This is a genomic window from Nocardia sp. 149-1B (assembly GCF_057747975.1).
In genome coordinates this window covers 4,718,201-4,737,143 of the sequence record NZ_CM173233.1, presented here as the reverse complement: position 1 = coordinate 4,737,143, position 18,943 = coordinate 4,718,201, and the positions used below count along the sequence as shown (strand labels likewise).

Genomic DNA, 18,943 nt, shown 5'->3' with positions numbered 1-18,943 from the left:
TGTAGGCGGGGGCACCGACCGCGTGGAGGGCTTGTGAACCCGTGACAGGCCGTGGCCACCGGAGGCATCATGGAGAGATGGTGGCCGTGCGTCCGTTCCCCGAGACGGGGTCGATCTTCCTCGACGCCCGCGGGGGCGACCGCGCGCTGCGGGTCTCCTGGCACCAGGAGTCCGGCCTGGTGGTGCTGTCGCTGTGGCGCGACAACGTCTGCGCCGGCTCGTTCCGCCTCGACATCGACGAGGTGCCCGAGCTGATCGAGATGCTCCGCACGGGCCTGGTCCGCTCCTACGAGCACGCCCGCGACCGCCTCGGCACCGTCGAGTCCGCCTAACCCCGCGTTACATGCGGCGGCGGCGCGTTGTCTAGCGAATCGGCTAGACAGGCGGATACGGTCCTGGCATGGACCCGATCCGCAACCCGTACGCGCCCGGGGCGGGGCAGCGGCCACCCGAGCTGGCCGGCCGCGACCGCGAGCTCGAGCAGTTCGAGGTGACGCTGGAGCGGGTCGGTGCCGGACGTCCCGAGCGGAGCATGGTGCTCTCGGGACTGCGGGGCGTCGGCAAGACCGTGCTGCTCAACGCGCTGCGCGGGCAGGCCGTACGCCGGGCCTGGGGTACCGGCAAGATCGAGGCCCGACCCGACCAGAGCATCCGGCTCCCGGTCGCGCAGGCCGTGCACGCGGCGGTGCGCGAGGTCGCGCACCGGCACCGCGACCCCGACCGGGTCGACGCGGTCGCCGGCGTGCTGAAGAGCTTCGCCCTGCGCACCGGCGCGGACGACCGCCGAGCCGCCGCCGCCAAGGCCGGGCCGCGGTGGACGCCGCCCCTCGACGTACCCGCCACCAAGGGACGTGCCGACTCCGGCGACCTCGAGCTCGACCTGGTCGAGCTCTTCGGCGACGTCGCCACGCTGGCGGGTGACCTCGGTGTCGGCGTCGCGGTGTTCGTCGACGAGATGCAGGACATCGCGCTCCCCGAGCTCGCCGCCCTGTGCGGCGCCTGCCACGAGATCAGCCAGCAGGGCGCTCCGTTCATCGTCGTCGGCGCCGGCCTGCCGCACCTGCCGGTGGCGCTCGCCGCGTCCAAGTCGTACGCCGAGCGCCTGTTCCGCTACGTCTCGGTCGACCGGCTGCCGCGGCCGATGGCCGACCGGGCGTGGCGGGTGCCCGCCGGCGAGGAGGGCGTGAGCTTCGAGGACGAGGCCCTCGACGAGCTGTACCGGCTCACCGACGGCTACCCCTACTTCGTGCAGGCCTACGGCAAGGTCACCTGGGACGCGGCGGTCGGCTCGCCGATCCGGCTTGCGGACGTCCGTGCGGCCGCGCCCGAGGCGGAGGCGGAGCTCGCGGTCGGGTTCTTCGGGGCCCGCTACGACCGCGCCACCCCGGCGGAGCGCGACTACATGACCGCGATGGCCGACCTCGGCGCCGAGCACGGCGACGCGGCCGTGGCCACTGCCGACATCGCGCGTCATCTCGACCGCAAGCCCCAGTCGCTCTCCCCGGCCCGCGACGGGCTGATCAAGAAGGGTCTGGTCTTCTCGTCCGAGCGAGGGAGCGTCGGCTTCACCGTGCCCCACTTCGGCAGGTTCCTGCGCTCCCGCTGACCCGGTCTGAGACGATCGGGATGTGGACCTCCCCCGGGACCGCACGTCGTGCGGTGCAACTGGCGCGGTGAGGCCGTCGTGAGGCCACAGGTCGTCGCGCACCGGGGCGCGAGCTACGAGAACGCCGAGCACACCCTCGGCGCCTATGTCGCCGCCCTGGACGCGGGCGCCGACGCGGTCGAGTGCGACGTGCGGCTCACCGCCGACGGCCACCTGGTCTGCGTGCACGACCGTGACCTGCGGCGTACGGCGCGCACCCGCGGCCTGGTCTCGACGATGGAGCTCGCGGACCTCGACGAGCTCGACTTCGCCTCCTGGAAGAACCCCTGGGCCGATCTCGACGACGAGGCGCCGCCCCGCGACGACCGGCTCGACCGGGTGCTGACCCTGCGCACCCTGCTCGAGACCGTCTGCGACTACGAGCGCCCGGTCGAGATCGCGATCGAGACCAAGCACCCCACCAGGTACGGCGGGCTCGTGGAGCGCCGCCTCGTCGAGGAGCTGCGCCGCGTCGGCTGGGACCGGCCGGGGTCACCGGTGCGGGCGATGAGCTTCTCGTGGACCGCCCTGCAGCGCCTCGAGCGCCTGGCGCCGGGGATCCGTCTGGTGCTGCTCGTCGAGCACGCCCGCCACTGGCCGTTCCTGAGCCGTCTGATCGGGGAGGACTGGCTGGTCGGGCCGGGCATCGGTGAGCTGATGGAGCACCCGCGACTCGGACGCCGGATCACCAACAGCGGCCACGACATGCACGTGTGGACCGTGAACACTCCGGCCGAGCTGGAGCGTTGTCTCGAGCTCGGGGTGAAGGCGGTCATCACCGACCGCCCGGCGTACGTCCACGAGCTGCTCGACCAGCGCGAGGAGACCGGCCGCTAGGAGGCCGGCCGTCAGGCCGCCAGCGGTCACCGCCGGCGGCAACCACTAGTCTCGCCGGCATGGCGAAGAAGTCCCGCACCAAGGCCCGCGACCACCAGCCCGCTCCGGGGGAGGTCGGTCCGCGGCAGCCCTGCCCGTGCGGTTCCGGCAGGCGCTACAAGGCGTGCCACGGCTCGTCCGACACGGCGCCGGCGCCGTTCGTGAACCGGCCGTTCGAGGGTCTCCCCTCGGAGTGCGACATCGTCGCGATGCGTGAGCTGGTGCCGGCTGCCACCGCGCCCCTGACGCTCGCCGACGACCCCGACCGGGTCGTGCAGCTGTGCACGCTGCTGCCGATGGCGGCACCCGCGATGGTGCGCGACAGCGGTGAGATCTGGCTCGGGCTGCAGGTCCAGCACAACTTCGGCGACCCGGCCCGCGACCTCGGCGCCGTGCTCGCCAAGGCGCTCACCGCCGACGCCGGGATCGTCGGTCTCACCGACCCGCCCGGTGAGGGGCCGCGGCTGCAGGACCTGGTCACCGGCGAGCGCCTCACGGTCACCGTGCACGACGGGTTCGACTTCTGGATCGGTGACGTCGACGTCGAGGACCGGGCCGCGATGACGGCGGCGCTCGAGCAGGCGAACTCCTCGGCGATGCCGACCGCCCGGCTCACGTGCGTCGAGGCGGCGTACTGGACGGACGTCGGCTCCAAGGAGCACCTGCGCTGGGTGATGCCCGAGCCCGAGGACCGGCTGCTCGACGCGCTCGCGCGGCTGCACGCGCAGGGCAAGGACGTGCTGGTGGAGGGCTCGCGGTTCGTCGGCATGTTCCGCGCCCACGGCCTGCTGACGCCGGTGTGGGACCTCCCTCTCGGCACCGGTCCCGAGCCGCTCGAGGAGCCGGTCGAGCGGTTCTCCGCCGACCTCGCCGCCGCGCTCGCGGACACCTCCGACCTCAGCGCCGAGGAGCGGTCGGCCCGCTCCGGCCTGGCCAACCGGCAGGTCACCATCAGGTAAAAACTTCGCGCGATCCGGGTCCTGGCGGGCCCGAGGCGGCGTGTGGGAGTTGTGCGCGCCACCCGGGAGCCGTAGATTCGCAGCGCCCGGTCGTTGTCGCATCCCCCGTCGACAACGGCCGGGCTTCTTCATGCCAGCAGAGCCTCGGCGAGGGCCTCGGCGTTCTGGGGCAGCAGGTCCAGGTAGAGGCCTGGCTCGATCAGCTCGAGCTCGCTGACCACGAGACCTCCCTCCCACCGCAGCAGGTCGACGCGGGCGTACGCCGGGCGCCGGCCGAGCCGGTCGGCAGCGGCCGCCACCGCCCGCTCCGCGAGTGCCGCCGCGTCGTCGTCGAGCGGCACGGCCGTGGTGGCGCCGCCGTACTCCTCCTGCACCCGGATGTCGGCGGCCGGCGGGGTCTTGCGCAGCTGGGAGGTGGCCACGCCGCCGAAGACGTAGACCGACGTCTCGCCCTCGGTGCCGACCGAGTCGACCAGCGGCTGCACGATCCACGGCCCGGCGGTCAGCGTGGCGAGCCGCAGGTCGTCGGTGGCGGCGGCGATCACGAGACCGATGCCCGAGGCACCCACGCGCGGCTTGATCACCACGGTCCCGTGCTCGGCGAGGCCGGCGCGCAACCCGGCGAGGAGGCCGTCGGCCTCTACCGACCGGGTCGGCACGACCGGGACGTGCTCGGCGAGGTCGAGGAGGTAGCGCTTGTCGGCGTTCCAGCCCAGGACGTCGGTGCCGGGGACGAGCCGCGTCACCGCCTCCACCCTGCGCGCCCACGAGAGGAACTCGGCGTACCGCCGGTGGTAGTCCCAGGTCGAGCGCACCACCACGGCATCGGCAGCAGCCCAGTCGACGTCCGGGTCGCTCCACACCGCCCAGGAGGCCTCGACGCCGCGACGCGCCAGCGCCTCGAGGAGGACGTCGCCGCCCTCGCCGCCCGGGACCAGCTCGAAGGTGGCGAGGAGGAACGTCGGCATCGCCCCATCCTTGCCGCTCAGGGTCCGTCAGGTCGTGGCGCCGCGCAGCACCCAGGGCTGGAGCCTGGCGTAGCCCTTGACCGAGATCCGGCGCGTGCGCCGCAGGGAGTACGCCGCAGCGGCGTCGCCCGGTTCGTCCTCGGGGTCGTCCCCGCTCCGGCCGGACAGCGCCTCGAAGCAGCCGCGGTCGACCAGCACGCTACCGGGCCGGGCCACCGACGTCAGCCGGGCCGCGACGTTCACCGTGGAGCCGAACACGTCACCGAGCCGACTCACGACCTCGCCGTACGCGATGCCGGCACGGACGTCGGGGAACGGGTCGTCCGCGTCCGCGCCCCGCGCGGTCATCTCCAGGGCAGCGTCGGCGGCGTCGGCGGCGCTGTCGGCGACGAACAGCACCTCGTCGCCGATGGTCTTGATGATCCGGCCGCCACGGTCGACCACGAGCCCGGTCGCGGCGTCCTCGAAGTGCTCGAGCCACGCGACCAGCTCCGCCTCGTCGAGGCCCTTGCTACGCGAGGTGTAGCCCACGATGTCGACGAAGCAGACCGCCATCGTGCTCGTCGGCGTGCTGGCCGACTCGACCGCCAGCGCCCGGCTGGTGGCGCTGGCGAGGTGGCGTCGCCAGACGTAGCTCTGCAGCGACTCCACGCGCGGGAGCACCGACTGGGCGAGCTCGGTGAGCCGCTGTGCCGGGTCGGGGTCCTCGACGGCGATGTCGGCCAGCAACGTGGTCTGCCACTCCGCGAGCCGGGCATAGCTGCGGCCCCAGGTGCGCACCAGCGCCGCCTGGGAGTCCGGGCCGAGCACCCCGAGCTCCGTCAGCTCGCGAGCCAGCCGCAGCGCCTCGACGTCGGACTCGGTGAACGCCAGGTCCTCGGCCTCGGTGCGGGGGAACCCGAGGAGCCGCCACAGCTGCTCGGCGAGCTCGATCGGTACGCCCGCCTGCGCGGCGACCTGGTCACGGGTCAGGTGCGGGAGCGTCCCGAGGAGCAGCGCCTCGACCGTCTCCTGGGCGCCGGCCAGGTCGCTCGGGTCTCGGGGCGGGTGCTGCTCGCTCAGCGCGGACCGAACCGTTCCAGCGCCACGGCCTCGAGCGCCGCCTTGAACGACGGCATCTCCTCGCAGAGCCGGCGTACCGCGTCGTCGGTGAAGTGGATCAGCTCCAGCGGCGTGAGCGCCACGATCGACGCCGTGCGCAGCGAGTGGTTGACGATCGCGGCCTCGCCCACGATGTCACCCGCGCCGAGCTGGGCGATCTCCTGCCCGTGGTGACGCACCGAGACCGTGCCGTCGAGGATGAGGTACGCCTTGTCCGCCGGGGTCTGCTCCCAGATCGGGGACCACCCCTGGGGCACGTGCACGCGCGTGCCTGCCGCAGCGATGCGCGCGATCTCCTCTGGTGCGAACGCGTCGTAGAACGACTGAGCCATGGATCCGCCTCTCGCGGTTCGTCCTCCCCGACGTGGATCCTTCCCGAGCCGGCGTCCGGTGTAAACGGCCCGCTGGTCGTCGCGGCGCGTGCGCCCCACCGGTGGGAGCGCTCCCCACCGACGCCGGTCAGGCGGGGAGCGGGGCCCGGGAGATCGGGCAGGACATGCAACGCGGGCCGCCGCGGCCGGAGCCGAGCTCGGAGCCGGCGATCCGGACGACCTCGATGCCGGACTCCTCCAGCCGCGCGTTGGTCTCGTCGTTGCGCTCGTAGGCGACCGCGACCCGGGGCGCGAGCGCGAGGGTGTTGTTGCCGTCGTCCCACTGCTCACGCTCGGCGGTGACCGGGTCGAGCCCGGTGTCGATCTGGTGCAGGGTGTCGATGCCCATCGCCTTGGCGGCGGCGACCAGGAACGGCTCCGCGGCGGCCACGTCGAGCACCAGGTCGCGATCGTCGTCGGCGCGGTCGGCCAGCGTCACGGCGTAGGCCTGCAAGGAGTCCGCGACGTTCGGGTACATCACGATCTTGTCGACGTCGACCATCGTGCACACCGTGTCGAGGTGCATGGTCGCGCGCTCCTGCGTGATGGGTACGGCGAGCACGGTGTGCGCGAGGTCCGCGTGGAACGCCTGGCGGGCGAACCGCTCCACGCCGGCGGGCGTGGTCCGCTCCCCGACGCCGACCGCGATCACACCCGGGGACATCAGCAGCACGTCGCCGCCCTCCACGTGCTCGTGGTGCCACCCGTGGATCTTGCGGGTGCCCCGGAACCGCGGGTGCTCGGTGTAGATGAGCTCGGTGAGCTGGGTCTCCCGTGCCCGGGCGGGCATCGCCAGCGACGTCACGGCCACCCGGTCACGCACCCACACCGACGAGTCGCGGGTGAACAGCAGGTTGGGCAGTGGGTCGATGAGGAAGTCGTCGCTGGCGAGCAGCGAGGTGACCAGGCCGAAGCCACCGCGCACCTCGTCGTTGCGGATCCCGGCGGTGAGGTAGCCGGTGAGCTCCTCGGGCGAGGCGTCGTGCAGGAAGCGCGCGAGGTAGCCGCGCATCGTGTCGCCCAGGTGCAGGCCGGCCAGCGCGGTGGTGATCGCGTGGTTGCGGGCGCTCTCGCTGGCGAGGGTCTCGGTGAGCAGCCCGGTGAGGTAGAGCACCTCCACCCCGCGCGAGCGCAGCGCCTCGGCGAACGCGTCGTGCTCGTCCTGCGCCCGGCTCACCCAGGGGATGCCGTCGAACAGCAGCCGGTCGTTGTTGCGCGGGGTCAGCCGCTTGAGCTCGTTGCCGGGCCGGTGGAGCAGGACGGTCTGCAGCCGGCCGACCTCGCTGTCGGCGCCGTGCGGAGAAGACATGCGGAGACTCTAGGCGGTGGCAGGTGGGGCGGCGTCAGCTCAGCAGCTCGTACGCCGTGAGGCCCGCCAGCGCCAGGCAAACCGCGGCACCGACGTAGTGCAGCACGTGCAGCTTGACGAACCGCTGCAGCTGCCGGCCGGCGAGCACCGCGAGACCACTCACGACCAGCAGCGCGCCGAGGGCGCCGATGAACACCGAGACAGGGTGCTCGTACTTGGCGACCAGCGAGATCGTGAGCAGCTGCGAGAGGTCGCCCCACTCGGCCGCGAACAGCACCAGGAAGCTCGCGATCACGGCCTTCACGCCGTGGACGTCCCGGGTCACCGGGGCGTCCTCGGCGGCCGCCTGCTGGTGTCCGCGCCCCTCACGCACCAAGACGATGGCGCCCGCCAGGAACAGCAGGCCGGCTCCCGCGTGGACGGCGTCCTGCGGCAGGAACGACACCGCGTGACCGAGCAGCACCGCGACCGTGGTCTGCACGGCGAAGGCCAGGCCGACACCGATCCACACCAGGATCGGCCGGTAGCGGGTGGCGAGCACCAGCGTCGCGAGGAAGGTCTTGTCGGGCAGCTCGACGACGAAGATCGCGAGGAAGGTCAGGCCGATGACGACGGGATCCACTTACAGGAACTCTCTGGCGAGGGCGGTGGCCGCGGCGAGCACGTCCGCCACGGGCCGGTCGAGGTCCGCGGCGGCGCGGGCGACGTCGTCGTACTCCGGTTGCGCGTTGACCACGACACCGTCGTGACGGGCGAGCTTGACGGCCACCTGACGGCCGTCGACCTCCACCGTCACCATCTCACGCTCGAGCGCGTGCTTGGTCAACGACTGCTCGCGCAGCCCGATCGTCGAGGTCTGCCGGAAGATCGCGGAGCGTACGGCGTCCGCGCGGTCGGCGTCGACGAGGGCGCTGAGCGTGTGGGCAGGCCGGCCCTTCTTCATCAGGATCGGGGTCAGCCATGCGTCCGACGCACCCGCCGCCAGCAGCGCAGCGATCACCGCCGGCCACACCCGCGGGTCGAGGTCGTCGACGTTGCACTCCAGCAGCAGCGGGTCCCCGGTCATCGAGGAAGGAGGACGTCCGGACTCGAGACCACCACCGACGAACAGCCGCAGCGCGTTGGAGTGTCCCTCGGGGTCCCGGCCCCCGGCCCCGACGCCGATCGTGTCGACCACCATCGGCGGCTGCGGGCCCCAGCCGGTGGCGAGCGTGGTCAGCAGCGCGGCACCGGTGGGCGTGCACAGCTCCATCGCGACAGGGCCGGCGTACGTCGGGACACCGCGCAGCAGCTCCGCCACCGCGGGCGGTGGCACGGGGAGCGTGCCGTGCGCGGTCCGCACGGTGCCGGAGCCGACCGCGACCGGCGAGACGACCACGGACCCGACGCCGAGGTGGGCGAACCCGGCGCACACCCCCACCACGTCGGCGATGGCGTCCAGGGCGCCCACCTCGTGGAAGTGGACGTCGTCGGCCGGCACCCCGTGGACCGCGCCCTCGGCCGCCGCGAGCCGCTCGAAGACCCGCGTCGCCAGCTCGGCGCCCCCGACCAGCGCCCGGACGTCGCGCCAGGTGCGGTGGTGGTGGGACTCCGCCGCCTCGACGTGCACGCGGGTGGCGGCCAGCCCGCCCCGGCGTACCTCCTCCACCCTCAGCACGACGGGCTCCGGCGTGACCGCGTCGATCGCCGACTGCAGCACGGGCAGGGCGACGCCCGCGCCGACCAGCGCGCCGAGCAGCATGTCGCCGCTCGCCCCGGCCGAGGCGTCGACCCAGGCGGTGCGGCTCATCGCGGCCGGCTCTGCCGGGCGACCCGGGCGGCATGCACGCCGGCGCCGTACCCGTTGTCGATGTTCACCACGGTGATGCCGGGCGCACAGGAGTTCAGCATCGCCAGCAGCGCGGCGACCCCGCCGAGGGAGGCGCCGTAGCCGACGCTCGTCGGCACGGCGACGATCGGTACGCCGGTCAGCCCGCCGACCACGGACGGCAGTGCGCCCTCCATGCCGGCGACGACCACCAGGCAGTCGGCCGCGGCGAGCCGGTCCCGCACCCCGAGGAGGCGGTGCAGCCCGGCGACGCCGACGTCGGAGATCCGGTCCACCTCGGCGCCGTGGACCCGGACGGTCAGCGCTGCCTCGGCGGCGACCGGAGCGTCCGAGGTGCCGGCGCTGACGACCGCCACCGTTCCGTGGGCGGTCGGCAGCGGGCCGAGGGTGGCCGCACGGGCAACCTCGTCGACGATCGCGCCGGGGAGCTCGACCGACACGGCGTCGATCGCCTCCGGGGCGAGGCGGGTGGCGAGCACGGCTCGCTCGGGGTGCTTCGCGTGCAGGGCGCCCAGGATCGCCACGACCTCGGCCGGTGTCTTGCCCGCGCCGTACACGACCTCGGGGTCGCCGGTGCGCGCGGCGCGCTCGAGGTCCACGCGCGCGAAGCCGAGGTCGGCGGTGCGGGGGTCGGGCTGGTCCACGGGCTGGTCCACGCGCCGAACCTACTCGTTCACCTGGAGGGCACGGCCCGGGCGTTGCCAGGTGTCGGTGGGTGGGTGTTCGCTGTCGGGTGGGGTCGATCCACCGCACCAAGGGAGCTGGAGATGTCGAAGATCGAGTCCTACGTGCAGGGCACGCCGAGCTACGTCGAGCTGACCACCCCCGACCAGGCCGCCGCCAAGGAGTTCTACGGCGCGCTGTTCGGGTGGGAGCTCGACGACGTCGACATGGGGGAGATGGGCTACTACGTCACGGTCCGCAAGGACGGCGACTCCGTCGCCGGCATCAGCGGCCCGATGCCGGGGGCCGAGGAGCACGGCGCCTACTGGGGCGTCTACCTCGCGGTCGACGACGTGGACGCCGTCACCGCTGCGGTCGCCGCCGCAGGGGGCACCGTCGAGGCCGGTCCGTTCGACGTGACGGACCTGGGCCGCATGTCCGTCGTCAAGGACCCGACCGGCGCCTTCGTCAGCTTCTGGCAGGCCGGCACCACGATCGGCACGCAGCGCGCCAACGAGCCGGGCACCCCGATCTGGAACGAGCTCGTCAGCCCCGACGTCGCGACCGCGACCCGCTTCTACAGCGAGGTCCTCGGCGTCGACTGGGAGGAGCAGGCCATGGGCGAGGGTCCGGCGTACACCTGCCTGGTCGTCGACGGCCGGCAGGTGGGTGGTGCCATGCCACCGCCGATGGACGGCGTGCCGCCCCACTGGAACGTCTACTTCAACGTCGAGTCCGTCGACGACACCATCGCCCGGGCCACCGAGCTGGGCGGCAGCGTGGTCGCGCCCGCGTTCGACGTGCCGGATGTAGGACGGATGGCGGTGCTGGCCGACCCGCAGGGCGCCATGTTCAACCTCATGGCGGTGCCTTCCGCGTCGGCCTGAGCCGCACCTCGCCCGGGCGACTCCACCACGGGGCGCGGGCTGGCCCCTCAGGAGGCCTGGTCGGTCAGCGCGACGGCGACCTGGTCGGCCAGCAGCACGGCCACCCGCCGTTGCTCCGCGGTGGGGTATGCCCGGTGCGAGGCCACGGTGACGAGGAAGTGGCCGATCACGCGCGGTCCACGGCAGACCGGGACGGCGACGTACTCGTCGGTCGGCAGCCCGACGCGGTCGACGTCGACCCTGTGGCCGCCCCGGGTGAGCACGCCGTCGTGGTCGAGGACCGCGATCCGGGCGTCGTGCACGGGCCCGTCGACGTACCGGACCTCGTCGGCCCCGAGGACGTCGGTGACCTGGCGGCCGACGACCCCGACCACGGCGGCCACCGAGGTGTCCGCCTCGGCGACGGTGCGGGCCACGACGAGGACCCCGTCGAGGTATCCCGAGCGGCGCGCGGCCTCGGCGTGCTGCCGGTAGCCCCACAAGGCCACCTCGGTCACCGCGAGGCTGATCAGCACCAGCAGCACGGCCGCCTCGAGGTCGTCGGAGTCCGCGATCGTGAACCGGAGGTAGGGCTCGGTGAGGAAGAAGTCGAACCAGGCGCCGCCCGAGATCGCGGCAAGCACACCGGCGACGCGGTCACCGCTCGCGGAGCCCGCGACCACCCAGAGGACGAGCACGAGCGCACCCGTGGCGGCCGAGACGTCGTCTCGGAACGCCGAGAGCACCGCACACGTCACGAGCGGGCCGAGGACCGCCGTCGACCGGACGGCAGGGCGCCACCAGCTGGCCGTCGTCCACTCCGAGAGTCCACCGGGCATCGGTCGCACCTCGTCCCACGCTGCCGGCCCACCGCCGGCCTCGCGCTCCTGCGTCCATTCTCGTCGTTCCGCGACCCGGTGTCGTGCTCCTTGACGGAATCCTGACGCCCCGGGCTCCGGGGGCCTCTACCGCGAGACCTGAGCCCGGAACGGGTCGGCGGGGTAGACGCCGAGGATCTTGACGTCGGTGGTGAAGAACGTCAGCTCCTCGAGCGCGCGCTTCAGGCCGGGGTCGTCGGGGTGGCCGTCGACCTCGGCGAGGAACTGGGTGGCGGTGAACTCCCCGCCCACCATGTAGCTCTCGAGCTTGGTCATGTTGACCCCGTTGGTCGCGAACCCGCCCAGCGCCTTGTAGAGCGCGGCCGGCAGGTTGCGGACGTTGAAGATGAAGCTGGTGACCACCGGCCCGTTGCCGGCGGGCGCCTGCACCAGGTCGCGGGAGAGCACCACGAAGCGGGTGGTGTTGTGGTCCTCGTCCTCGACGTCCTCGGCCAGCACGTCGAGGCCGTAGATCTCCGCGGCCAGCGGCGGCGAGATCGCGGCCTGGGTCGGGTCGCCGAGCTCGGCGACCTCGCGAGCCGCGCCCGCGGTGTCACCGGAGATGACCGGCTTGAGCCCGTGCTGGCGGATCACCTTGCGGCACTGGCCGAGCGCGTGCACATGGCTGTGCACGGTGGTGATCGACTCCAGCGAGGAGCCGGGGACGCCCAGCAGGTGGAACCGGATCCGCAGGAAGTGCTCGCCGATGATGTGCAGCCCTGACCCGGGCAGGAAGTGGTGGATGTCCGAGACCCGGCCCGCGATCGAGTTGTCGATCGGGATCATCGCCAGCTCCGCGCTGGGCTCGACCCCGGGGCCGGACTCGACGGCCGCGAAGACGTCCTCGAACGACGCGCAGGGCACGGTCTCCCAGTCCGGGTAGTGCTGCTTGCACACCTGGTGCGAGTTGGCGCCGGGTTCCCCCTGGTAGGCGATGCGTCGGGTCACGGCGCTCATCGTCCCACGGGTCGACCGGCGATCCGGGCGGGGAGTCCGCCGCCGGACGACCTACGCTCGGCGGCGTGGAGATCCTCGCGGTGCTCGCCCTGGTCGTCGCCCTCGCTGCCCTGCTGGTCGCCCTGGTCGCCGTACGCCGATCCGGGGGGCACCCGGCCGGGACCGGCGACGACGCGCTGCCCGAGGACGTGCACGGCCTGCGCCAGGAGGTGGCCGCGCTGCGGGCCGAGGCCGGTGACGCGCTGCGGCACCTCGCGGTCGTGAGGTACGACGCGTTCGGGGACATGGGCGGCCACCTGTCGTGGTCGCTGGCGCTGGTCGACGACGGCGGTCACGGCGTCGTGCTCACCTCGATCCACGGGCGCAGCGAGGCGCGGACCTACGCCAAGAGCGTCCACGACTGGCGCTCGGAGCAGCAGCTCTCCCCCGAGGAGCTCGAGGCCATCGAGCACGCACGCCCGTGAGCGCCTCGAAGAGCGAGCCGCCGCTGCTCCGGGTCCGCGGCCTGACCAAGCGCTTCGGTGACGCCGAGGTGCTCTCCGGTGTGGATCTCGACGTCGAGGCCGGCCGTGCGGTGGCGCTGCGCGGGCGCAACGGCTCCGGGAAGTCCACGCTGCTGCGCTGCGTCACCGGTGTCGACGAGCCCACGTCGGGGACCGTCGAGCTCGACGGCCACCCGGTCGACGAGCGCACGATCCGGGTGCGCCGCGACCTGGCGATGGTGCTCGACGACATGGACTTCTTCCCCGACCTCAGCGTCGCCGAGCACCTCGACCTGTTCGCCCGAGCACACGGGGTCGAGGACGTCGAGCGCGTCGTCGACGACGTGCTCGAGGAGGTGCGGCTGACCGCGCAGTGGGCGCAGCTGCCCGGCACGCTCTCCTCGGGCCAGAAGCGCCGCCTGGCGCTGGCGAGCGCGTTCGTGCGCCCCCGGCGGCTGCTGGTCCTCGACGAGCCGGAGGCACGGCTGGACCAGCCCGGGCTGGCCTGGCTGACCGAGCGGCTGCTGCGCGAGAAGGCTGCCGGTCTCGGCATCTTGATGGCCAGCCACGACCCCGACCTGGTCGCGGCCGTCGCCGACCACGTCCACGACCTCGACGACCCGTCGTGAGCGGCGCCGCCGACGTACGCCGCCTGCGCGCCCAGATCCGGGTCTGGCGCCGCGGCCGCGTGGACACCAGCCTGGCCGAGGCGATCGGGGACGCGTACGTCGCGGTCTTCTCGGCGCTCGTCCTCGGCGCGATGGCGATCAGCGTGATCGTCAACCTGCGCGTGGTCAGCGCCGGCGCGTGCCGGTCGGTGTCCTGCCTCGACGCGCGCGACGCGCTCGGCTGGCTCTTCGGGCTCGCCGGGGTCACCGCGGTGCTCGCCACGGCACGGCTGCTCGGTCCGATGCTCGCACCCCCGGCGGTCGGGAGCTGGCTGCTGGCCACGCCGCTGGACCGGGCCGCGCTGCTGCGCTTCCGGCTGCTGGGCACCCTCGTGCTCGCGGCGGTCGTGGCCGCGGGCCTCGCGGCCACCGGGGCCGCGCTGAGCGGGTACCCGGTCGTCATCGTCGTCCGGCTCACCGTCCTCGCCGCGGAGGCGGGGGTGCTCCTGGTCGCGCTCAGCGTCTACGCACAGGCCCACCGCGACGCGCCGGTGCGGGTGCTGAGCGTGCTGCTGGGGGCCGTGCTCTGGGCCGGGCTGGTGCTGGTGGCCGCCGACTCGGTGCCGGATGCCGTGGGTGTGCCCGCCGCCGGGCCGCTCGGCGTCGTCACCGTCGCGGTCGCCTGCCTCGCGCTGGCGGCCGTCGTCGTCGCGGCCCGGTCGCTGGCGGGGATCCGACGGGAGCGTCTGGTCGCGGGCGGGGCGCTCCTCCCGGGTCTGTCCGGTGCCCTCTCGAGCCTCGACCTCACGCTGCTCCACGACATCCTGGTCGCGCGTCGCTGGCGCGCGCGCAGCACGGTTCGCACCGTCCGCGGCCGTGGCCAGGGCACCGGAGCGCTGGTCTGGCGCGAGGTGGTCCGGCTGCGCCGCAACGGCCGGGTGCTCGTGGTCCTGGGCGCCGCCCTGGTGCTGCCCTACCTGGCGACCGCCCTCGGCCTGGGGCACACGATGGTGGTGGCGGTGACCCTCACCGGCTTCGTCGCCGGGGTCGGGCTCTTCACCTCGCTGCGGGTGCTGTCGCGGACCACCAGCCTGCTGCGCTGCTTCCCCCTCCCGGCATCCTCGGTGCGCACCGCTTGCCTCGGCGTACCCGGCTCGGTCCTCCTCGTCTGGGGTCTCGCCGCGGCGCCCGCGGTGCACGCCGCCGTCGGTGGTCCATGGGGGCGCAGCCTCGTCGTGGGCCTCGCGTGCGGGGCCACCTCGGCGGTGGCCGCGGTCCGGTGGATGACCAGCCACCCGCCGGACTACCGACTGCCGCTGATCGCCTCGCCGATGGGTGCGGTGCCGACCTCGCTCTACGGAAGTGTCCTTCGCGGCTTCGACGTCCTGCTGCTCGGTACGGCGCCGCTGCTGATCTCGCCGACCGTGACCGGGGCCGTGTGGTCGGTGGGGTTGATGGCGCTGGTGCTCTCCTTCCTGGTCGGGCGGCCCTGAGGCACAACCACGTCCAGGTCTGGCGCGTCCCACGGCCATGACCAGGTCTCGGCTGTTCGTCGTCCTCGCCGTGCTCGTCGCGCTCCTCCTCGCCCCCGGCTGCTCGGTTGACCCGTCCGTGCGGTCGAGCCCGTCGCAGGCTCCGGTCTCGACTCGCTCGGCGGCCGTACCGGCGCGAGCCGGGGTCATCGCGGCGCTGTCGCCGGCGCCCCTGGGTCCGCCGGTCCGTGTCGGAGGCGTCTTCCATCCCGACCGCGCCGGCAGTCCCTCGCCGAGGATCACGTTGCGCGGCCGGGTGCACGACGACGGGGTCGAGCGTGGCGAGGTCCAGCTGGTCGTGAGGGTCGGCCGGCGGGTCGCGCGGGTGCCGGTCCCCGCGGGGTGGTCGCCCGAGCTGATCCCCGGGCTGGCCGATGCCGGGTCGACGGACCGCTTCGGGCTGGTGGTCAGCCAGGAGGGTGGCGACTCCGACACGTGGAGCGTCTACGTGTGGTCAGCCGGCCGTCTCGTCCGGGTGCATCGACGCTCGGCGGTGCCGTTGGGGGGAGGCTTCGCTCGCGACGGGATGCACGCCTATCGCAGCTGGCTCACCACCGACGGGGTGCTCTACACCCGGCTGGGCATCCAGGGCCGACGCACCCGGGTGTGGCGCTGGCGGGTGGAGGGGACCGCTCTGCGGGCGACGTCGCTGGGTGTGGTCTGCGTCGACTCGAGCCAGGAGACCTATCGCCGGTGCTGACACGTCCGCCGGCCCCGCCCGAGCCCCGGAGTCACGCTGCCTCGACGAACCGGATGAGGTGCTGGCGCAGTCGCGACCGCTCGGCCGCGGAGAGCGGCGCGAGCCGTTCGTCCATGATCGCGTGGCTGATCTCGCGCGCCCGGCGCGCGACGTCGGCGGCCGCGGGCAGCAGGTGGAGCACCTGGGTGCGCCGGTCCGTCTCGAGCCGACGGCGTTCGACCAGGCCCCGGCGTTCGAGCTCGTCGACCATCTCGACGACGCTCGCACCGCTGACGCCGAGCGTCCGGCTCAGCTCGGCCTGGGGGACCGGGCCGAGCGCCCCCAGGGAGGTCAGGCAGCCCATGTGCCGCGGGTCGATGTCGAGCGGCTCGAGAGCGGCCGCGAACTCGCGGTGCAACCGGAAGTGCACCCGCGTCAGCAGGAACCCGATGCTGTCGAGCAGGGGAGCGGGCGTGTCGGGGGCCAGGTCGGGCGTCGCCACCCGCACCAGGAGCCGGCACAGGTCCTCGCGCTCGTCGAGGGTGAACTCCGCGGTGATCTGGTCCTCGAGGTCCTCGACGTGCCGGCGCCAGCGCCGCGCCGCGGCTGCCCCCTCCGGGGTGCGGGCCAGCGCGTAGGAGCGCCGGTCGGCGGGGTTGCGGACCCGGGTCACCAGGCCCTGCTCCGAGAGCCCCGCGGCGACCTTGGTCATGGTCGTGCGGCTCACGCTCACGGTCTCGGCCAGTGACTGCTGGGAGCGCTCGACCCCACCGGACAGAGCGAGGAGCACCGCGTAGGCGTGCACGTCGACGCCGGGAGGGAGCGTGTCGGCCAGCGCGGCGTGGACCCGGGCCGCCGCCCGCCAGAAGAGGTGTCCGAGGTGCTCGGCCAACGCCGGGATCAGCACGTGGCCCCCGCGGGTCACGTTCCCGATGTCACCCATGCACTCCCGCCTTCGTCGAGGTGATGAGGGCTTGACTCCGCGCCCTCGCCGCGTATCGTACTCCAGGTAATCATTAGGCAGTTGATGATTCGGCAGTTGACGAAAAGGATCCGACCATGCCCGACCAGACCTCCCGGCCCGCGGCCGGCGACCTCAGCAGCCCGACCGCGTCCGACGGCAAGTGGTGGACGCTGATCGCGGTGTGCACGGGCGTCTTTATGCTCCTGCTCGACATCACGATCGTGAACGTCGCGCTCCCCGACATCCAGAGCGAGCTCGACGCGAGCCTCTCGGACCTCCAGTGGGTGATCGACGCCTACGCGTTGAGCCTGGCGGCGCTGCTGCTCACCGCCGGCTCGCTCGCCGACCTGTTCGGCCGGCGCCGGGTGTTCGTGATCGGTACGGCGCTCTTCACCATCGGCTCGGTGCTCTGCGGCGCGGCCCAGGACATCGGGTTCCTGACGTTCGCCCGCGCCGGTCAGGGCATCGGGGGCGCAGCGATGTTCGCGACCGCGCTGGCGTTGCTCGGCACGGCGTACACCGGCCGCGACCGCGGCGTGGCGTTCGGTGCGTTCGGCGCCACCACGGGCGTCGCCGTCGCGATCGGTCCGGTGCTGGGTGGCCTGCTGACCAGCGGACTGTCGTGGCGGTGGATCTTCTTCGTGAACCTGCCGATCTGCCTGCTGGCGATGGGGATCGCGATCACCAAGGTCCGCGAGTCGCACGACCCGCGCGCCGGCCGCCCGGACTGGATCGGATTCGTCACGTTCAGCACCGCGCTCGCGGCGCTCGTCTACGGCCTGATCGAGGCCGGCCAGGACGGCTGGAGCGACCGCACGGTCGTCGCGAGCTTCGTGGCCTCGGCAGTGCTGCTGGTCGTGTTCACGGTGACCCAGGCCGTCCAGGACCACCCGATGTTCGATCTCGGCCTGCTGCGCAAGCCGACCTTCACCGGCGGGCTGATCGCGGCGTTCGGCGTCTCGGCATCGATCTTCTCGCTGCTCACCTACCTGGTGATCTACGTCCAGAACGTCCTGGGCTACTCACCCGTGGGCACCGGCGTGCGGCTGCTGTTCCTCTCCGGCGCGTCCTTCGTCGCGGCGGCCGCGGCGGGACGGCTGACCGAGCACGTCCCGACCCGGTGGCTGATCGGACCCGGTTTCATCGTCCTCGGTGTCGGCCTGCTGCTGATCGTCGGGATCGAGCCCGGGTCCTCGTGGACGCACCTGATCCCCGGCCTGCTGGTCTGCGGGGTCGCCACCGGCATGATCAACCCGCCCCTGGCCTCGACCGCCGTCGGCGTGGTCACCCCCGACCGTGCGGGGATGGCGTCGGGCGTGAACTCGACGTTCCGCCAGGTCGGCATCGCCACCGGCATCGCCGCGCTCGGCTCGATCTTCAGCCACCAGGTCGCCGACGGGATCACCTCCAAGCTCGCGGGGACCCCGGTCGCCGGGGAGTCCGACCGGATCGCCGGGGCCGTGACGGGCGGTCAGGTCGACGCGGTCGTGGCCGCGGCCCCGCCCGGGGCCCGGCAGGCCATCGCCGACGCGGCGACGTCGAGCTTCGTCGACGCCCTCAACCACATCGGCACGATCGCCGCGGTGACGGCGTTCGTCGCGGGCGCCCTGTGCCTGCTGCTGATCCGGCAGCGCGACTTCGTCGGGCACGGGGTGCCGGTCGCGGCTCCGGCCGGTGCGGCGGCGACCGATGAGGACGAAGCCCTCCGCACGCGCTGAACGGCGCCTATGCTCCGCCCATGAACCCGATGCGCTGGGTCGCGTTGCGGCTGGGGGCGCAGCCCTGGCTGCCCCGGTTCGCACCGGTGATCGTCGGCCTCGACAAGGTGATGCAGCGGCTGACCCGTGGGCGCATCGACCTGCTCACGTTCGCGGGGCTGCCGGAGCTGCTGCTGCAGGTTCCGGGGCGGCGTACGGGCGTGCTGCGGTCCACGCCGCTCCTGTGCGTCCCGTACGGCGAGGGCTGGCTGGTTGCAGGCTCCAACTGGGGCGCCCCCGCGCCGCCCGCGTGGGTCGGCAACCTGATCGCCGCCGCGGAGCCGCTGGTCACCTTCCGCGGCCGGACGGTCGCGGCCGACGCCCGCCTCCTCACCGGCCCGGACCGCGACGAGGCCTGGTCGGTGATGGTCGCGATGTGGCCCAACTACGCGAAGTACGCCGAGCGGACCGGACGCGAGCTCCCGGTCTTCTGGCTCACCCCCCGTTAGGGGTCGAGTCGGCGCGTCTGCACGCCAGGGACGGTCGAGTCGGCGCGTCTC

21 protein-coding genes are annotated in these 18,943 nt (G+C 73.3%); 11 read left to right on the top strand and 10 right to left on the bottom strand.

Features of this window, described 5'->3' with window-relative positions:
- The first annotated feature begins 77 nt into the window (after nt 1-77).
- From AC3ANS_RS22710 to AC3ANS_RS22695, 4 genes are all read left to right on the top strand, one after another.
- A complete protein-coding gene (locus AC3ANS_RS22710) occupies nt 78-332 on the top strand; it encodes a hypothetical protein (protein ID WP_488293838.1) in 255 nt (84 codons plus the stop codon).
- A 68-nt stretch (nt 333-400) separates the two neighbouring features.
- Nucleotides 401-1,606 carry an ATP-binding protein gene (locus AC3ANS_RS22705; protein ID WP_488293837.1) on the top strand — a complete coding sequence of 402 codons (1,206 nt, stop codon included), beginning with the start codon at nt 401-403 and terminating at the stop codon, nt 1,604-1,606.
- A 78-nt stretch (nt 1,607-1,684) separates the two neighbouring features.
- Nucleotides 1,685-2,482: a glycerophosphodiester phosphodiesterase family protein gene (locus AC3ANS_RS22700; RefSeq protein ID WP_488293836.1), complete on the top strand. Its 798-nt coding sequence runs from the start codon at nt 1,685-1,687 to the stop codon at nt 2,480-2,482.
- 59 nt (nt 2,483-2,541) lie between these two features.
- Complete coding sequence (locus AC3ANS_RS22695) at nt 2,542-3,480, top strand: DUF5926 family protein (RefSeq protein WP_488293835.1); 939 nt, start codon at nt 2,542-2,544, stop codon at nt 3,478-3,480.
- A 128-nt stretch (nt 3,481-3,608) separates the two neighbouring features.
- Here AC3ANS_RS22695 and AC3ANS_RS22690 read toward each other — a convergent pair whose 3' ends face one another.
- The 7 genes from AC3ANS_RS22690 to larB all read right to left on the bottom strand — a co-directional run bounded on the left by AC3ANS_RS22690 (nt 3,609) and on the right by larB (nt 9,713).
- The gene (locus tag AC3ANS_RS22690) at nt 3,609-4,448 is read right to left on the bottom strand and encodes an ATP-grasp domain-containing protein (RefSeq protein ID WP_488293834.1); all 840 of its coding nucleotides are present in this window, start codon (nt 4,446-4,448) and stop codon (nt 3,609-3,611) included.
- A 27-nt stretch (nt 4,449-4,475) separates the two neighbouring features.
- On the bottom strand, nt 4,476-5,258 hold the full coding sequence (locus AC3ANS_RS22685) for an adenylate/guanylate cyclase domain-containing protein (RefSeq protein ID WP_488293833.1): 783 nt from the start codon (nt 5,256-5,258) through the stop codon (nt 4,476-4,478).
- 248 nt (nt 5,259-5,506) lie between these two features.
- Nucleotides 5,507-5,881, bottom strand: a complete 375-nt coding sequence (locus AC3ANS_RS22680; protein WP_488293832.1) for a Crp/Fnr family transcriptional regulator — start codon at nt 5,879-5,881, stop codon at nt 5,507-5,509.
- A 127-nt stretch (nt 5,882-6,008) separates the two neighbouring features.
- Entirely contained in the window at nt 6,009-7,229 is a 1,221-nt protein-coding gene (locus AC3ANS_RS22675; RefSeq protein WP_488293831.1) for an arginine deiminase, read from the bottom strand.
- A 34-nt stretch (nt 7,230-7,263) separates the two neighbouring features.
- Nucleotides 7,264-7,851, bottom strand: coding sequence for a TMEM165/GDT1 family protein (locus tag AC3ANS_RS22670; RefSeq protein ID WP_488293830.1), 588 nt, complete (start codon nt 7,849-7,851; stop codon nt 7,264-7,266).
- Nucleotides 7,852-9,018, bottom strand: a complete 1,167-nt coding sequence (gene larC / locus AC3ANS_RS22665; RefSeq protein WP_488293829.1) for a nickel pincer cofactor biosynthesis protein LarC — start codon at nt 9,016-9,018, stop codon at nt 7,852-7,854. It lies immediately after the preceding gene.
- Nucleotides 9,015-9,713 (bottom strand): nickel pincer cofactor biosynthesis protein LarB, encoded by a 699-nt coding sequence (gene larB, locus AC3ANS_RS22660; RefSeq protein ID WP_488293828.1) that lies wholly within the window; start codon nt 9,711-9,713, stop codon nt 9,015-9,017. Before larB ends, larC begins: the two co-directional genes overlap by 4 nt.
- Before the next feature lie 111 nt (nt 9,714-9,824).
- Here larB and AC3ANS_RS22655 point away from each other — a divergent pair, with 111 nt between their 5' ends.
- Nucleotides 9,825-10,607, top strand: coding sequence for a VOC family protein (locus tag AC3ANS_RS22655; protein ID WP_488293827.1), 783 nt, complete (start codon nt 9,825-9,827; stop codon nt 10,605-10,607).
- Nucleotides 10,608-10,654: 47 nt separating this feature from the next.
- Here AC3ANS_RS22655 and AC3ANS_RS22650 read toward each other — a convergent pair whose 3' ends face one another.
- Both AC3ANS_RS22650 and AC3ANS_RS22645 read right to left on the bottom strand, forming a co-directional pair.
- Nucleotides 10,655-11,425 (bottom strand): DUF4118 domain-containing protein, encoded by a 771-nt coding sequence (locus AC3ANS_RS22650; protein ID WP_488293826.1) that lies wholly within the window; start codon nt 11,423-11,425, stop codon nt 10,655-10,657.
- Nucleotides 11,426-11,551: 126 nt separating this feature from the next.
- Nucleotides 11,552-12,412, bottom strand: coding sequence for a prephenate dehydratase (locus tag AC3ANS_RS22645; RefSeq protein WP_488293825.1), 861 nt, complete (start codon nt 12,410-12,412; stop codon nt 11,552-11,554).
- A gap of 74 nt (nt 12,413-12,486) precedes the next feature.
- On the opposite strand from AC3ANS_RS22645, the gene AC3ANS_RS22640 reads away from it, so the two are divergent.
- From AC3ANS_RS22640 to AC3ANS_RS22625, 4 genes are read left to right on the top strand one after another with little or no spacing between them, the layout of a single operon-like run.
- A complete protein-coding gene (locus AC3ANS_RS22640) occupies nt 12,487-12,885 on the top strand; it encodes a DUF4446 family protein (protein ID WP_488293824.1) in 399 nt (132 codons plus the stop codon).
- On the top strand, nt 12,882-13,532 hold the full coding sequence (locus AC3ANS_RS22635; protein WP_488293823.1) for an ABC transporter ATP-binding protein: 651 nt from the start codon (nt 12,882-12,884) through the stop codon (nt 13,530-13,532). The genes AC3ANS_RS22640 and AC3ANS_RS22635 overlap by 4 nt, the downstream gene beginning before the upstream one ends.
- Nucleotides 13,529-15,004 carry a DUF6297 family protein gene (locus AC3ANS_RS22630; protein ID WP_488293822.1) on the top strand — a complete coding sequence of 492 codons (1,476 nt, stop codon included), beginning with the start codon at nt 13,529-13,531 and terminating at the stop codon, nt 15,002-15,004. Before AC3ANS_RS22635 ends, AC3ANS_RS22630 begins: the two co-directional genes overlap by 4 nt.
- 37 nt (nt 15,005-15,041) lie before the next feature.
- Entirely contained in the window at nt 15,042-15,743 is a 702-nt protein-coding gene (locus AC3ANS_RS22625) for a hypothetical protein (RefSeq protein WP_488293821.1), read from the top strand.
- Nucleotides 15,744-15,774: 31 nt separating this feature from the next.
- Here AC3ANS_RS22625 and AC3ANS_RS22620 read toward each other — a convergent pair whose 3' ends face one another.
- Nucleotides 15,775-16,665 (bottom strand): MarR family winged helix-turn-helix transcriptional regulator, encoded by an 891-nt coding sequence (locus AC3ANS_RS22620; protein WP_488293820.1) that lies wholly within the window; start codon nt 16,663-16,665, stop codon nt 15,775-15,777.
- A 116-nt stretch (nt 16,666-16,781) separates the two neighbouring features.
- On the opposite strand from AC3ANS_RS22620, the gene AC3ANS_RS22615 reads away from it, so the two are divergent.
- Entirely contained in the window at nt 16,782-18,404 is a 1,623-nt protein-coding gene (locus AC3ANS_RS22615) for an MFS transporter (RefSeq protein ID WP_488293819.1), read from the top strand.
- A gap of 20 nt (nt 18,405-18,424) precedes the next feature.
- On the top strand, nt 18,425-18,892 hold the full coding sequence (locus AC3ANS_RS22610; protein WP_488293818.1) for a nitroreductase family deazaflavin-dependent oxidoreductase: 468 nt from the start codon (nt 18,425-18,427) through the stop codon (nt 18,890-18,892).
- Nucleotides 18,893-18,943 lie beyond the last annotated feature (51 nt).

What these genes read in the sequence shown, in the direction of transcription:
- AC3ANS_RS22710 (WP_488293838.1), top strand. Translation starts at nt 78, where the DNA reads ATGGTGGCCGTGCGTCCGTTCCCCGAGACGGGGTCGATCTTCCTCGAC.
- AC3ANS_RS22705 (WP_488293837.1), top strand. Translation starts at nt 401, where the DNA reads ATGGACCCGATCCGCAACCCGTACGCGCCCGGGGCGGGGCAGCGGCCA.
- AC3ANS_RS22695 (WP_488293835.1), top strand. Translation starts at nt 2,542, where the DNA reads ATGGCGAAGAAGTCCCGCACCAAGGCCCGCGACCACCAGCCCGCTCCG.
- AC3ANS_RS22690 (WP_488293834.1), bottom strand. Translation starts at nt 4,448, where the DNA reads ATGCCGACGTTCCTCCTCGCCACCTTCGAGCTGGTCCCGGGCGGCGAG.
- AC3ANS_RS22680 (WP_488293832.1), bottom strand. Translation starts at nt 5,881, where the DNA reads ATGGCTCAGTCGTTCTACGACGCGTTCGCACCAGAGGAGATCGCGCGC.
- AC3ANS_RS22675 (WP_488293831.1), bottom strand. Translation starts at nt 7,229, where the DNA reads ATGTCTTCTCCGCACGGCGCCGACAGCGAGGTCGGCCGGCTGCAGACC.
- larC (WP_488293829.1), bottom strand. Translation starts at nt 9,018, where the DNA reads ATGAGCCGCACCGCCTGGGTCGACGCCTCGGCCGGGGCGAGCGGCGAC.
- AC3ANS_RS22655 (WP_488293827.1), top strand. Translation starts at nt 9,825, where the DNA reads ATGTCGAAGATCGAGTCCTACGTGCAGGGCACGCCGAGCTACGTCGAG.
- AC3ANS_RS22650 (WP_488293826.1), bottom strand. Translation starts at nt 11,425, where the DNA reads ATGCCCGGTGGACTCTCGGAGTGGACGACGGCCAGCTGGTGGCGCCCT.
- AC3ANS_RS22625 (WP_488293821.1), top strand. Translation starts at nt 15,042, where the DNA reads ATGACCAGGTCTCGGCTGTTCGTCGTCCTCGCCGTGCTCGTCGCGCTC.
- AC3ANS_RS22620 (WP_488293820.1), bottom strand. Translation starts at nt 16,665, where the DNA reads ATGGGTGACATCGGGAACGTGACCCGCGGGGGCCACGTGCTGATCCCG.
- AC3ANS_RS22615 (WP_488293819.1), top strand. Translation starts at nt 16,782, where the DNA reads ATGCCCGACCAGACCTCCCGGCCCGCGGCCGGCGACCTCAGCAGCCCG.
- AC3ANS_RS22610 (WP_488293818.1), top strand. Translation starts at nt 18,425, where the DNA reads ATGAACCCGATGCGCTGGGTCGCGTTGCGGCTGGGGGCGCAGCCCTGG.